The sequence below is a fragment of the Mycobacterium farcinogenes genome, assembly GCF_019739075.1.
Classification (GTDB): domain Bacteria; phylum Actinomycetota; class Actinomycetes; order Mycobacteriales; family Mycobacteriaceae; genus Mycobacterium; species Mycobacterium senegalense.
Genome location: NZ_CP081673.1, coordinates 4,898,860 through 4,912,781 on the forward strand (window position 1 = coordinate 4,898,860; position 13,922 = coordinate 4,912,781).

Annotated in this window: 13 protein-coding genes; 2 read left to right on the forward strand and 11 right to left on the reverse strand. The window is 65.4% G+C overall.

Annotated features, from left to right (window positions below; genetic code table 11):
• Positions 1 to 8: 8 nt before the first annotated feature.
• From K6L26_RS23275 to K6L26_RS23310, 8 genes are all read right to left on the reverse strand, one after another.
• Positions 9 to 1,118 (reverse strand): 3-ketosteroid-9-alpha-monooxygenase, oxygenase component, encoded by a 1,110-nt coding sequence (locus tag K6L26_RS23275; protein ID WP_047038061.1) that lies wholly within the window; start codon positions 1,116 to 1,118, stop codon positions 9 to 11.
• Positions 1,115 to 2,659 (reverse strand): FAD-binding protein, encoded by a 1,545-nt coding sequence (locus K6L26_RS23280; protein WP_221851624.1) that lies wholly within the window; start codon positions 2,657 to 2,659, stop codon positions 1,115 to 1,117. Before K6L26_RS23280 ends, K6L26_RS23275 begins: the two co-directional genes overlap by 4 nt.
• Positions 2,656 to 4,338 carry a steroid-22-oyl-CoA synthetase gene (locus K6L26_RS23285; RefSeq protein WP_221851626.1) on the reverse strand — a complete coding sequence of 561 codons (1,683 nt, stop codon included), beginning with the start codon at positions 4,336 to 4,338 and terminating at the stop codon, positions 2,656 to 2,658. Before K6L26_RS23285 ends, K6L26_RS23280 begins: the two co-directional genes overlap by 4 nt.
• The gene (locus K6L26_RS23290) at positions 4,331 to 4,894 is read right to left on the reverse strand and encodes a nuclear transport factor 2 family protein (RefSeq protein WP_047038117.1); all 564 of its coding nucleotides are present in this window, start codon (positions 4,892 to 4,894) and stop codon (positions 4,331 to 4,333) included. Before K6L26_RS23290 ends, K6L26_RS23285 begins: the two co-directional genes overlap by 8 nt.
• A 114-nt stretch (positions 4,895 to 5,008) precedes the next feature.
• Positions 5,009 to 6,148 (reverse strand): PucR family transcriptional regulator, encoded by a 1,140-nt coding sequence (locus K6L26_RS23295; RefSeq protein WP_064895322.1) that lies wholly within the window; start codon positions 6,146 to 6,148, stop codon positions 5,009 to 5,011.
• Positions 6,149 to 6,182: 34 nt separating this feature from the next.
• Entirely contained in the window at positions 6,183 to 7,178 is a 996-nt protein-coding gene (locus K6L26_RS23300; RefSeq protein ID WP_275084999.1) for a GDP-L-fucose synthase family protein, read from the reverse strand.
• Positions 7,175 to 8,209 carry a GDP-mannose 4,6-dehydratase gene (gene gmd, locus K6L26_RS23305; RefSeq protein WP_019348722.1) on the reverse strand — a complete coding sequence of 345 codons (1,035 nt, stop codon included), beginning with the start codon at positions 8,207 to 8,209 and terminating at the stop codon, positions 7,175 to 7,177. The genes K6L26_RS23300 and gmd overlap by 4 nt, the downstream gene beginning before the upstream one ends.
• A 58-nt stretch (positions 8,210 to 8,267) precedes the next feature.
• Positions 8,268 to 9,728: a sugar transferase gene (locus K6L26_RS23310; protein ID WP_435405345.1), complete on the reverse strand. Its 1,461-nt coding sequence runs from the start codon at positions 9,726 to 9,728 to the stop codon at positions 8,268 to 8,270.
• A 307-nt stretch (positions 9,729 to 10,035) separates the two neighbouring features.
• On the opposite strand from K6L26_RS23310, the gene K6L26_RS23315 reads away from it, so the two are divergent.
• Both K6L26_RS23315 and K6L26_RS23320 read left to right on the forward strand, forming a co-directional pair.
• Positions 10,036 to 10,428, forward strand: coding sequence for a hypothetical protein (locus tag K6L26_RS23315; protein ID WP_019348720.1), 393 nt, complete (start codon positions 10,036 to 10,038; stop codon positions 10,426 to 10,428).
• Positions 10,425 to 10,814 carry a hypothetical protein gene (locus K6L26_RS23320; RefSeq protein WP_048895678.1) on the forward strand — a complete coding sequence of 130 codons (390 nt, stop codon included), beginning with the start codon at positions 10,425 to 10,427 and terminating at the stop codon, positions 10,812 to 10,814. Before K6L26_RS23315 ends, K6L26_RS23320 begins: the two co-directional genes overlap by 4 nt.
• Before the next feature lie 9 nt (positions 10,815 to 10,823).
• Here K6L26_RS23320 and K6L26_RS23325 read toward each other — a convergent pair whose 3' ends face one another.
• Genes K6L26_RS23325 through K6L26_RS23335 form a run of 3 tightly spaced genes read right to left on the reverse strand, consistent with a single transcriptional unit; the run spans position 10,824 to position 13,907 of the window.
• A complete protein-coding gene (locus tag K6L26_RS23325; protein ID WP_047038056.1) occupies positions 10,824 to 11,399 on the reverse strand; it encodes a YdcF family protein in 576 nt (191 codons plus the stop codon).
• Positions 11,396 to 12,595: a glycosyltransferase gene (locus K6L26_RS23330; RefSeq protein ID WP_221851627.1), complete on the reverse strand. Its 1,200-nt coding sequence runs from the start codon at positions 12,593 to 12,595 to the stop codon at positions 11,396 to 11,398. The genes K6L26_RS23325 and K6L26_RS23330 overlap by 4 nt, the downstream gene beginning before the upstream one ends.
• Positions 12,552 to 13,907 (reverse strand): MATE family efflux transporter, encoded by a 1,356-nt coding sequence (locus K6L26_RS23335; protein ID WP_131828868.1) that lies wholly within the window; start codon positions 13,905 to 13,907, stop codon positions 12,552 to 12,554. The genes K6L26_RS23330 and K6L26_RS23335 overlap by 44 nt, the downstream gene beginning before the upstream one ends.
• Positions 13,908 to 13,922: the final 15 nt, after the last annotated feature.

Here is a 13,922-nt window from a genome sequence, read left to right on the forward strand (position 1 = left end):
GGGGCCGGTTACCGCTTCGCCAGGTTGGCCGCGACCTCCTCATGCCACAGTTCGTTGGCGTGCGTGGTGTCGACCTCTTGCTCGAAACGCGCCGTCATGTCCGGCGCGACGTCGGCGACATCGACGTAGAACTGCTCGTACCACCGGCGATGGTGGTAGACCGGGCCGTCCTCCTCGGTCAGCAGCGGATTGTCGATGCGCGTCTTGTTCTTCCAGATCTCGACGTCTTCCATGAAGCCGTCACCGAAAGACCGGCTCATCGCAGCGGCGAGCTTCGCGGCCTTTTCCCCGGGCAGGCCGGGATTCCGTTGAACCGCGACTCCCCACTGCAACACGAACGAGTTGTGCGTCACCGGGTAGTGGCAGTTGATCAGGGCGACCTCGACGGTGAAGTCCGGGGCGAGGTCGTTGTGCAGCCAGTTGATCATGTATGCGGGGCCGAAATACGTTGCCTCCGAACGCAGATAGGTGCCGTCCCAAAGTTCGCGGGTGGCGTAGTCGGGGCGCGGCTTGGACTCCATGAACTGGCTGGCGGTATGGCCTTCGATGACATTCTTGAAGTACGTCGGGTAAGCGTGGTGAATGTAGAAGAAGTGCGCCATGTCGACGTTGTTGTCGACGATCTCCCGGCAGTGCGAACCCTCGATGAGGATCGAATTCCATTGCCACGGCGACCAGATGCCGTCCTCGTAGCCCTCAATGGTGGGCGGGATCAGCTCGTCGGTCGGGGTGGAGCCTTCCGGGTCGTGCCAGACCAGCAGCTGACCGTTCACCTCACAGGTGTGCCATTTGCGGGTGCGCGCCAGCCGCGGGGTGCGCTTGGCGTACGGCACCAGCTTGCATTTTCCGTCGCCGCCCCATCGCCAGTCGTGGAACGGGCAGGCCAGGTTGTCGTCCTTGACCGTACCCATCGACAGGTCACCGCCCATGTGCCTGCAGTACGAGTCGAGGACGTGCAGTTCGCCGGCGGAGTCGGCATAGACGACGAGCTTGCCGCCGAAGGCGTTGATGCCGTGCGGCTGCCCGTCGCGGAACGTGTCAGCGAGGCCGACGCAGTGCCAGCCGCGGGCGAACCGCGTCATCTCCGTGCCGGCGTCGATTTCCCGGATGTCACTCATGGGTTCCTGCCTAACATGTCTTTCACCGCCAGGTGGCTGAACAGCATGCTCGTTCCGATCGGATTTCCGCCGCCCGGGTAGGCGGTGCCGCTCGGGGCGGCCATCGTGTTGCCCGCGGCGTACAGTCCGGCGATCACCCGACCGTCGGTGTCGAGTACCCGGGCCGCGGTGTCGGTACGCAGGCCGCCCTTGGTGCCGAGGTCGGAGATGCCGAAAGCCGCGGCGTGGAACGGGCCGTTCTCGATCGCGACGAGTGGCGACGCGCCGCCGGAGAAGGCCCGGTCGTAGGCCTCGTCACCGCGACCGAAATCCTCGTCGGTGCCCGAGGCGACGAAGGTGTTGAAGCGTTCGACGGTGGCTGTCAGGTTCTCGGCGGGGACGCCGATCTTGGCTGCCAGCTCTTCCAGCGTGTCAGCGGTGTGCCAGAGCCCCGCGTCGATGTACTGCTGGGTGTCGACCATCGAGACGTTGGTGGCCTTGACGGGTGGGATCTCACCTTCCCGGTCGTCGTAGATCATCCAGTACGGCAACGTCATCGAACCGTCGGCCAGCCGCGGCAGGATCGCGCGGCCGATGCGGTCATAGGCCGCCGACTCGTTGACGAACCGCTGCCCGTTCTGGTCGACGAAGATGCCGCCGGTGAACCACAGGGCGAACGCCGAGCGCCCGTCCGGATGGGTCAGGCCCGGCGACCACCAGGCCTGGTCCATCAGATCGACGTCGGCACCGACGGCCATCGCGGCCTGATGGGCGTGCCCGAGGTTGGCCGGCGGCCCCATGGTGTCGCGGGCGACGCCCGGCACGCCGTATTCGCGGCGCAGCTCGTCGTTGCCCTCGAAGCCGCCCGCGGCCAGCAGCACACCGCGGCGGACCCGGATGGCCCGGCGCTCACCGTCGGATTCGACGATCGCGCCGGTCACCGCGCCGTCCTCGACCACCAACTCCACCAGCGCAGTGTTCAGCCGAAGTGACGTATTCGGGTACTGCTCAATGGCTTTCAGGAAGCGGGCGATCAAGGCCCGGCCGCCGATGAAGTAGTCGTCGGGCTGTTCGGCGCCGAGCCGGTCGGCATCCAGCGGGCCGCGCACCAGCTCGCGCAGGTGCGGGGCCTTCTCCACCTTGAGTGGCCGGGCGGCGATGTGACGCTGACCGTCGGTGCGGGCCTTGGGCGCCTTGCCGAAATAGTCGGGCCACGGCATCGGCGCGAACTTCAGATTGTCATCGGCTTCCAGATACTCGATCAGCCCGGCGCCGCCGCGGACATAGGTCTCTTGCAGGTCCCGCGGAGTGCGGTCGCCGACGACGGCGTGGTAGTACTCCAGGGCATCCTCGATGGTGTCGTCGGTGCCGGCGCGGGTGAGCACCGGGTTGCACGGGAACCACACCCCGCCACCACCGGAATACGCCGTGGTGCCGCCGAATTTGTCGCTGGCCTCGACCAGGATCACCGACAGACCTTCGCGGGCCGCAGTGTAGGCACCGGCCACGCCGCCACCACCCGACCCGGCGATCAGTACGTCACACTGGTCATCCCACTTCATAGGTAACGCTGCCTCCCATACTGCGCGAACTCGGCGTCCAACGACTGCTTGTCATCGTCACCCATGGCCCGATACACGGGCGTTCCGCGTCCCGCCCACCGGTACACCACCTCGTCGGTGTGCCACCGCTGTGTCTGCAGTTCCCGTTTGAGCACCTTGTTGGAGCCGGTGACGGGCAGGTTCTTCGACACCCGGAGGAACCGCGGAATTCCCTTGGTACCCAGGTCTTCCTGGTCGACCAGGTAGTCCACGAACGCCGCGGCGTCGAACCCGTCGGGATCGGCCACCTCGATGGCGGCCATCACCTGATCACCCGATCGCGGATCGGGCACCGCGTACACACCGGCGGCCACCACCTCGGGGTGCCGGCGCAGCACCCGCTCGATGTTGAGTGCCGAGGTGTTCTCGCCGTCCACCCGGATCCAGTCGCCGCGCCGCCCGGCGAAGTAGATGAACCCCTGCTCGTCGAGATAGCCCAGATCACCCGTCCAGTACCAGCCGTTGCGGATGCGTTCGGCGTTGGCCTCGTCATTGCGGTAGTAGCCCTCGAACGTGCGGGTGCCGAACTTGTCGACGATCTCCCCCACCGCGTCGTCGGGGTTGAGAACGCGGCCGTGCTGATCGAAAACCGCTGGCACACAGTCCTTGAGCGAGTCGGGGTCGACGATCGCGACGCCCTGATGCGCCGGCCGGCCGAGTGCACCCGGCGGCATGTCGGGGGCGAGCACCACAGCCCCGCCGCCTTCGCTGGAGCCGTAACCTTCGAACAGTTCGGCGCCGAAGCGGCGCCGGAACTCGTTCTGGTCGTCAGGCGAGGCCTCGGTGCCGAAGCCTCGGACCAGCGGATTGTCCGCATCGTCGGGCTGTTCCGGCGTGGCCATCAGGTAACCGAGGGCCTTGCCCACGTAGGTGAAGAACGTGGCACCGAAGTAGCGCACGTCGGGCAGGAACCCGGACGCCGAGAACGATGGCGTCAGACAGACCGTCGCCCCCACAGACAACGCCGGTGCCCACAGCGCCATGATGGCGTTGCCGTGGAACAGCGGCATGCAGCAGTACTCGACGTCCTGGCGCACGTGGCCGAACTTCTCGGCGGCCGCGTACGCGATGCGGGTCAGTCGGCCTTGGCTGCAGATGACCGCCTTGGAGGCTCCCGTCGTTCCCGAGGTGAACAGCAGCAGCATGAGCGAGTCCTCGCCCACCCCGGGCGCCGCCGCGATTTGTGCACGATTCTCCGCGCCTACCGCGGGTTTTCGTGCACAAATCGCGTCTTGGTAGGCCGGGTCGTCGACCACCAGGATCCGGTCGGGTTCCAGGCCCAGGTCCAGGCTCCGCAACCGCTCGGCCCCTGCGGCGTCAGTGACGATCAATTGGCAATCGGCAAGCCGGATTTCGGCTGCCATCTCCGCGGCGCCACGGGTCGGGTTGATGCCGACGATGCTCGCCCCGGCCAGGGCGGCGCCGCCCAGCCAGAACACGAAGTCCGGCACGTTGTCCAGCAGCACGCCGACGTGAAACGGGCCGGCTACCCGCATCTCCTGTGCCAGCGCACCGCGTGCGGCGGACTCGGCGACCACCTCGTCCCATGTCCAGTCCGCCTCACGGGTGCGCAGGCCGAGGTGTTGGTCACCGACCCGATCCAGCAGCAGCGACGCGATATCGGTCCGGGCCTCAGGCATTGGCTTGGGCGGCGGCGCGCTTCTGGTCGATGTAGGCCTGCGGCAGGTCTTCGGAGCTCAGCTTGGTCACGCTCACCGGACCGGTCTGGTAGGCGTCCTCACCGAGGATCAGGCCGTCGGCATCGATCGGCCAGTTGATCAGCTGACGGAACACCAGCAGGTAGTCGCCGTCGGGGTCGTCGACCTCGACGCCGATCGCCTGGGCGGCCGCTCCCGGATAGATCATCTTCATCCAGCCTTCTGTCATCACCAGATCATCGTCGACCGCAAGGCGATCGATCTCGAGAACGAGGTGGTTCGCACCGCTGGCCACGAATGCCTCGTAGTAGGCGCGCACCCCCTCGGTGGTCTTGGGTCCCATATCGGCATTGGCGTACCAGAAGTGGTAGTCCGGGTTGGGACTCAGAGTCGCCATGAGCCGTTCCAGGTCGGGCTCGGCCTCGGCCTTCATGTGCTCGAGGACGATGCTGAGCGCTTGCCGGTGTCGCTCGTTGGTGGTGACGGCCAGGCGTTCTTCCAGGGGAACCCAGGTCTTGGTCGGGTCGATGATGGCCATGCCGGCCTCCTTGTCTGTTGCGGGCTGCACCGCAATCCTGGCCAACGGGGTGATGCCCGTCACCCGCCGCGCGTCGGACTATTGCCGGGATCCACCCGACGGCTGTCGGATGCCCTACAGCAGGTCCGCGTCCGCCAGTTCCGCCGACGACATCGAAATCCGCCGCACCATCAACACGAGCGTGCCCAGGAAGCGGTCCACCGGATCCTCGAAATCCCACCCCATCGCGGCCTGCACGCGCGCCAACCGAGCCGCGACGGTGCTGTGATGCACGTGCAGTTCGGCGGCCGTGCGCCGCAGCGAGCCGTAGACGAAAAACGCCTCGGTGGTCCGCACGTCGAGATCTCCGGCGGGCGTCGCCGCAATCTCGTTGATACGGGCCACATCTCGATTGCGTCGCACCCGTTCGATCGGGAGGTCGGCGAGCAGTTCCAGTGAGCTGAGCCGCTCATATGCCACCACGCGCCTGCCGAATCCGGTGGAGGATGCGAAGCGCAGCGCGCGCACGGCTTCATGCCACGAAGTCGACGCGCTGAAGGCACTGCCCACCGATCCGATGCCGATCCACGGGCCCGATGCGGTTCCGGTGTTCACCACCGCCGGGAACTGTTCGACGATGACGCGCTCCAGCCGGTCCGAGAGCTCCCGCATGTCGAACGATCCCTGGCACACAATGGCCGTGGCATTGCCGATCACCGCTGATCGCACCGTCGGCGCCGCCAGCTCACCGGTGACGAGGCGCACCGTCTCCCGGGGCGAATGCCCCGATGCCGCCAGCACGCACGTCGGCCTGGTCTCGTCGAGCCCCAACAACCGGATGGCCCGGGCGCGGTCTTCGCGATGCTCTTTGGCCGAAACAACGACCTCGAGCAAAGCGGGGTCGCCCAAATGCGGCGTGCCGCTCACCCCGGTCCGCGCGGCGACGTGCCTCACCACTCGCCGCAGCCGATCGAGCAGGACACCGTCCAACGGATGCCCGGAGCCCTCGCGCTCCACCCAGACCACGATCTCGTCGCCATCTGCCGCCGCAGCCCCGGATTCGGTCGGATCGAGGCGTCCCGACGCGTCGTAGCGGACAGCGGTGCCACCCGGCCAACGGACACCGATCGGGCATCCCGCGATCAGCGCGGCAAACCGCACGGCCGCGTCGGCATTGACCTCTTGCTCCTCCAGCGCGTCGAATTGCGTGACGAGCCGCAGCACCGATGCGGGGTCGGAGCCCAGTTCGGACAGCACCAGCGGCCCGGCGGTCATAGTCGAGAGCGTAGGCCCACGGCTCGGGTGCCCCTCAGGCGAGTGCCACCCGCCTGACGCCCGCCCGATTCTGTCGATACCACGCCAGCGTCTGCTCGATCCCGTCGTGCAGCGATATCGACGGTTGCCAACCGCTGTCCCGCAAGGTGCTGATGTCCAGCAGCTTGCGGGGAGTGCCGTCGGGCTTGCTGGTGTCCCAGGCCGTCTCGCCCTCGTATCCCACTGCAGAGGCGACGAGCTGCGCTGTCTCTCGGATCGAGTGGTCTATCCCGGTACCGACGTTGACCTGTTGGGGCCCGTCGAACTGCCGAAGCAGGTGTATACAGGCCGACGCCATGTCGTCGACGTGCATGAACTCACGGCGCACGGAGCCGGTACCCCAGTTCGTCACCACGGACTTGCCCGACTCCTTCGCTTCTTCGTACCGGCGGATCAAGGCCGGGAGGACGTGCGAGGTCGTGGGCGAGAAATTGTCACCGGGCCCGTACAGGTTCGTCGGCATGGCCGATATCCACGGCAAGCCGTACTGCCGCCGCACCGCCTGGACCGCCACGATTCCGGCGATCTTCGCGATCGCGTAGGCATCGTTGGTCTCCTCCAGGGAGCCGGTCAGCAATGCATTCTCGGTGATCGGCTGCGCTGCCATCTTCGGGTAGATGCATGACGATCCGAGAAAGAGCAGACGCTGGGTGCCGTATTCGAGCGCCGCGTCCATCACGTTGGTCTGTATCCGCAGATTCTCGGAGATGAAGTCCACCGGGTAGGTCTTGTTCGCCAGGATTCCACCGACCCGAGCTGCCGCCAAAATCACCACCGCGGGTTGAGTTTTCGCGAAGAACTCGAACGTCGCCGTCCGGTCGGTCAGATCCAACTCGCGGTGTGACCTGCCGATGAGGTCGGTGAACCCCTCCGAGTGCAGCTTCCGGTGAATCGCGGACCCGACCATGCCTTGATGGCCGGCGACGTACGTCGGCGCCGCGGGGTCGAGCGGATGTGTCGTGTTGACGAAGTCGTCCCGTAGCAATTTCAGCCCCACCCCGCCAAGGCCGGCGTGTCGATCCATGGCTTGCCGAGGCATTCGAGTTGCGCGATGTCAGCCTCCACCATGATCTGCGCGAGTTGCGGCGTGCGGACCGTGGGACTCCAGCCGAGCAGCCGGTCTGCTCTGGCGGCGTCGCCGACGAGCGCATCGACCTCGGTGGGACGCAGGTAGCGCTCGTCGAACCGGACGTGCCGTTCCCAGTCCAGGCCCGCATGTTCGAAGGCGGCGACGAGAAAGTCGCGCACGGTGTAGCGGTCGCCGGTCGCGAGCACGTAATCTTCGGGCTCATCGACCTGCAACGTGCGCCACATCCCCTCGACGTATTCCGGTGCGTAACCCCAGTCGCGGATCGCGTCCAGGTTGCCGAGATAGAGGTGCTCGTCGATGCCGGCCTTGATCCGCGCGGCGGCTCGGGTGATCTTCCTCGTCACGAAAGTCTCACCGCGGCGCGGTGACTCGTGGTTGAACAGGATGCCGTTCACGGCGAACATCCCGTAGGCCTCGCGGTAATTCCGGGTCATCCAGTACGAGTAGACCTTGGCCGCGCCGTAGGGCGAGCGCGGATAGAAGCTTGTCTGTTCGTTCTGCGGAGGGGGTGAACCACCGAACATCTCCGAACTGGACGCCTGATAGAAGCGGCACGGAACCTTCGAGATCCGCACGGCCTCCAGCAATCGTGCGGAACCGATCCCGGTGGTGTCACCGGTGTGTTCGGGTTCGTCGAAGCTCACCCGCACATGCGATTGCGCGGCCAGGTTGTACACCTCGTCCGGCTCGATGGTGCTCAGCAGGGTCACCAGACGTGCGCCGTCGCTGAGATCGCCGTAGTGCAAGAACAGTTGCGCGTGTGGATCGTGTGGATCGACGTAGAGATGATCGATCCGAGCGGTGTTGAAGGACGAAGACCGACGGATCAGTCCATGCACCTCGTAACCCTTGTTGAGCAGGAACTCGGTCAGGTAAGAACCGTCCTGACCCGTGATTCCGGTGATCAGGGCTTTCTTCTTCGCCTGATTCACTGCGTCTTCTCCTTATCTCGTACACCCGTAAAGCATTGGGCGGATTTGCTTTTGGAGATCAGTACGCTCCCTGGCTGAGCAGCACTGCTCGCACGGTCTTGGCGATGATGACCAAGTCGGCCACCATCGACCAGTTCTCGACGTAGGAAAGATCCAGCCGTACCGATTCCTGCCACGACAGGTCCGCCCGTCCGCTGACCTGCCACAGGCCGGTGATACCCGGCTTGACCAGCAATCTGCGCTGGACGTCGCCGTCGTAGGTTTCGACTTCCTGTCGCAGCGGTGGACGAGGGCCGACGACGCTCATTTCCTGCCTGAGCACGTTGACGAACTGCGGGAGCTCATCGATGCTGAACCGGCGGAGAAACTTGCCCACCGATGTGATGCGCGGATCGTCCTTGATCTTGAAGTGAACTCCGCCGGAGCTCTCGTTCAGGTTTTGCAGGCGCTCCAGTTGACGATCGGCATCCGAGACCATCGTCCGGAACTTGAGCATTGCGAACGGCCGGCCGTCGATGCCGATGCGTTCGGCCGTGTAGAACACCGGTCCCCGGCTGTCGAGCTTGATGGCGACCGCGGCGGCCAGCAGCACCGGGGAGGCGACGACGAGTGCGATCGCCGCGAACACGAAGTCAAATGCCCGTTTCTCGAATCGTTTCGCGCCGTCGTACTGCGGCTTCTCGACGTGTACCAGCGGGAAGCCGGCTACCGGCCGCATCTGCAGACGCGCCCCGGAAACGTCCATCACACCCGGCGACACCACGAGGTCGACTCCCATCGCCTCCAGGTCCCACATGAGTTTCCGGATCCCCTCGTAGCCGAAGTGGTCGACGCCCGTTACGGCTACCGTGTCGGCGCCGCATTCTCGGATGGCGTCCAAGACATGCTCCTCGCCACCCATGATCGGGATTTCCTGATCGCCCACCGCGAGACGCTCGCCCACGGGTGCTCCATAGCCTGGAATACCCACTGCCACAACGGCGTATCCGGCGCGTGGATCACGGGTCAGCTCCTGGGCGAGATGGGAGACCGCGTCGGCGTCACCGATCGCCATCACCGCCGTCTGATAACGCCCCTCCGCACGTTGTTTGGCGAGGTACCGACGCCACCCCCATCTGGTCAGACACAAGGCGACGGTGCCGGTGGGCAGCGCAACCGCAAGGTAGCCGCGCGCGATCTCAAGCTGAAGCAGGAACGTGATTATCGCGATGCCGCCGAAGGTCCAGAACGACGCAGACGCAACACGTTTGTACTCCTCGGCACCGGCCCCCGTCACCCGGGGCGACCTGGTTCGACACAGCGAGAGTGCACCCAGCCAGATGGCGCCGAACAGTATCGAGACGAACGTGATGTATCCGTCGGTGCTGGAAAGGTCCGGCGCTTGCCCGAAACGGACGTACTGCGCCAGCACCACCGCCGCACACACCACGAGGACGTCGGTGATCAGAATGTTGACCAGGTACTGCCGTTGCCATCGGGTGCGGTTGAACACTTCTCGCGGCATCGTCACGACGGTCATTTTTTGTCGTGCACCTCCCCGGCCCATGGCCGGCGGGAATGCCTCGCAATCCGCTCGAACGCGCAACTGCGAAATTCTTTACAACAACAACCGCGCGACCCTGGGCGTCGTACATCGATTATGCGGTCCGTCTGCAATCTAACAGTTCGTCGTCGTCGGCGGCCCGGCAGGTTTGGGCCAGGGCGGCACGAAACCGCAATATTCAGCTCGCTTTTCGATCACACGCTGCGAAAACGCATGCAGCCGCCACGGATGCTGTGACAACCCACACCACGACGTCGATGATCGGCGGCTAACCTGATCAGCGATGGTGACCTCAAGTTCGGCCGGCAATTGGCAGCTGCGGTGGATCATTGCGGGCGCCATAGCCGGAGCCGTGGTGCGCCATCTCGTAATCCACATATGGGACACACCCGCCCATTTGCTTCTGCTCACCCTGATCGTGATGACGATCTCCGGTTTGGCGATGGGCGCCGTCCTCACTTGGCCGGTGCACCAACAGTTTCGGTCTTTGACCTGCGGCGCGGCCGGAGCAGCGGCAAGCCTCAGCGGCTACAGCGCGCTCGCGATCGACCAGCCTGCGCTGAGCGCACTCACGATGCTGCTGCTGGCGCCCGTGTGCGCGTTGGCGGGTCTGTGCGGCGGCGCGGTACTGGGATTGCGAGTGGCGTCTGAGCGGGGCGAGGACACCCTGCCGTGATCACCGATCTGCTGCTGGTTGCGGCGGGGGCTGCGGTGGGCGCCCCGACCGCCGTCTACCTGTATCGAAATGCCGACAGATGGCGCATCATTGCGATCAACTCGGTGGTGTGCGCGCTGCTTGGGTGTCTCACCGCTCTGCAGTCCACGATGGATGCGCCGCCGCCGGTCCTGCTCGTCGGGGAGGGACTGCTGGTGACGGCGGCTCCCCTCACCACCGTGTTACTCCCCCTGGCCGCGATCGACCTACGCGAGTACCCCTGGCGAACGATCAGGCGCATTGCGCGCACACTCGCGTCAACCGCCATGTACTGCAGCGCATTTGCCATGGTCGGATATCTCAGCGTGTATGTATTCGTGGGCGTCCAGTACAAGCTGAAGTGGTGACGCACCGGCTCAGTCACACTTCTTCGATTCCACCACCGCCTTTCCCAACGCGAAGAACTGGTACAGGTAGGTGTACTCCCACGAGCCGGCAGACAGGCGGTATTCGCGCGGCACTGCGCGCATCACGGTGGAGTCTGCCGACGATGAGAAACAATGCTCGAAGATGAAACGGGCCCTGGGTAAGTGGTACTGCCAGGAGGCGATCACCACGGTGCTCCAGCCCCTTTCGCGGGCCAACTGCCGGATCAGCTTCGCCTCACCGAGGGTGGTGGAGGGCTTCGGCGGCACGCACAGCACTTCGACACCTGGCGGATGCCGGTTGCATGCTTTTTTCATCACCGGATCCGACGACCGATATGGGTTGGACAACACCAACACTGGGGCGACGCCGTCGCGGACGAGTTGAAAACCGTAGTCCTCGCGGCCATCGTGCTCACCACCGAGCACGAACACCGCGTCGGCCTTACGCAAGTCGTCCTGTGGTGCGTAGCGGAACACGACCGTGCCGACGGCAGCCACGAGAAGCAGAAGCACCACCACGGCGGTGGCGACAACGGTCACGCCGACGCGCACACGCCGAGTCAATGGGCCTCCCCCGCATAGACAGCGGTCAGGTCGCGAGCGATCGCTTCCATGCTGAAGACCGCGGCTGCCGTCTGGCGCGCAGCAGCGCTCATCTTTTCCCGCAGCCGTTGGTCGATGATCAGCGTGCGCATCGCCTCCATCAGAGCATCCTCCGATTCGTCCACCACTAGTCCGCTACCGGAAGCACGCACCGTGTCCGCAAGTCCACAGCTCTCGGTGATCACCACAGGCAATCCGACCGACATCGCCTCAAGTACCGACATCGGGAAGGGCTCGTCGACCGAGGGCAATACGTAGATGGACGCGGCAGCCATCCGCAGCACCGTACGGTCTGGCGGCACCGCTCCCTCCCAACGGATCTCGTCGGACCGGATATCGGATCGCGTAATCGTATCCAGAACCTCGGCCCCCTCGCCTTCGTCGGGACCGACCAGGGTAAACCGCGCATCGCACCCCGCCGCCAGCAAGCGGGCGGCCGCTTCCACGAAGAGCGCAGGTCGTTTCCGTGCCTGCAGCCGCGCCAGGTACAGCACCTCGACGCCCCCGGCCGTCGGGTCGGCACGGGCCGCCGCGGGCGCCCCTTCGTATCCGGGAACGCCGTTGCGAAGGTGCCGCACCGCGGCCTCGGGTTGCACCCGTAGCAGTGCGGCCCGCTCATCTTCGGTCAGATACAGAACGGCGGCTGCTCGACGCAGAATCGGCCGGGTCAGAATGCGATCGAGGATCGGCGCAATCGGATGGCTGCTGTCGGTGATCATTCCGTGGGTCTGCACGATCAAGCGCTTCCGTAGTATCAGCGCGACCGCGGCCGCCGGCAGGGTGATCAGATCACGCGCCAGGTGCACATGGATCACGTCGAACGACCTGCGGTTCCGCACCATCCAGACGAGCAGCGCCGGAGCGAGCAATCCGGAGAATCCCAACATGGGAATGATGCTGCGCGCCTTGGCGAGTCGCACCGGAACCTCGTTGAGCACGTTGGGAAGAGTCGAATAGCCCTGTACCGCACCCGCGACCAGGGTTCGGTGACCGGCCGCGCGCAGTTGTCGGGATTGGTTGAACGCCACTCTGACCGGTCCGCCGTAGGCGCCGTCCGGCGTGATCAGCGTGACGACGTGAAGCACGGCCGGCCGAGCCGCACCGGTGAACTCCTCACACATCGGACCTGCGGCCTCCCATCTCCGCTTCGAGGACATCGATCATCGGCCAGGCAAACCCATTCTTTTCCAACGGCTTGTGCAGCTGGGCCGCAGAGTCCTGGTCGGCAGGCGGCGCCTCGGTCGCGCCGTGCCACACAACGCGCCGGGCGAGCACAACACCGACCACAGCGGCGAGGACACCCGCCACGGCCAACGAGATGGCGATGGCGACCGCTGTGCCCACTGCAAGTCCGGCGCACAGGCACAGAACGAGTTGCAGGCTGATCTGAAACAGCTTGACCTGCAAGACCGTCCTGCTCATGCCGCGCGCCTGGAAGAAGCTGTACACGCTGACCATCCAGCACATTGCCGCGCATTCGATCCCGAGATAGATGACGAGCGCCGAGGCATACGTCCAGGTGTCGCCCAGGATGGCCGAGCCCAGCCGGCCCGGGATGAGGGCCAGGCACAGGCCTGCCACCACGGTCAAACCCGACGTCGCGATGGAAGTCTTGACGAGAACCTGCCACTGCTCGCCGATCGATGACGCAGCACGGCGGACATGCGGAACGAACACCAGCGGCAATGCCGACACCAGCATCGCAATCGGCCCGAACAGTGTCGCCGCGCCGCGCAGCCCGGCCGCCGCGGTGCCGCTCACCACTACCGTCACGGTCAGCGTCACGAGGGTGGCACCAACCTGGTTGAGCGCATAGACAATTCCGAATCTCAGCCGGGCACGGTCATACGTGCGCCACCATCCGACGAGACGATGACCCCGTGGCCTGGTTTGCAGGACCCGCATCAGCACCACCGCCGAGATGAGTCCGCCCACGCCCCACAGGTACACCGTGATCACCGCCGACATCCCGGAAGTGATCAGGTTGATCAGGTAGACGGTCAGTATCCACACCACCCAGAACCCATCACAGACGGCCGCGGCGAGTGGTCTGCCTTGTGCGATCGCGACGAATCGCAGCACATCCTGGGCCAGGACCGCGACCAGGCTCACGGCGAACGCCACGCCGATCCAGATCTGGCCGAAAACTCCTGACAGGACAAGCAATACCGCGCCCGCGACAACCGATGTCAGCAGCGACCAGCTGGTCGCGTACCCGCCTTCGGCCGATATCTCGCGCCGGTGCATGTTGCTGGTCAGGAGCAGCGCGGTACCCAGCGCCCCCCGGTTGAAGCCGATCCAGGTGGTGGCCACCGTAACGAGCAGGGCGACGATGCCGAACTGCTCGGCCGGTGAAACTTGGGCCACCGCAAAGACCATCAGCGCATTGCTGGCACTCGACAACACCTGGTCGGCGGTGGTGATCGCCCCTGTCGAACGCGCTCGCGAGGCACTATGAGTCGACGGCATCGGGGTCCGGACCAT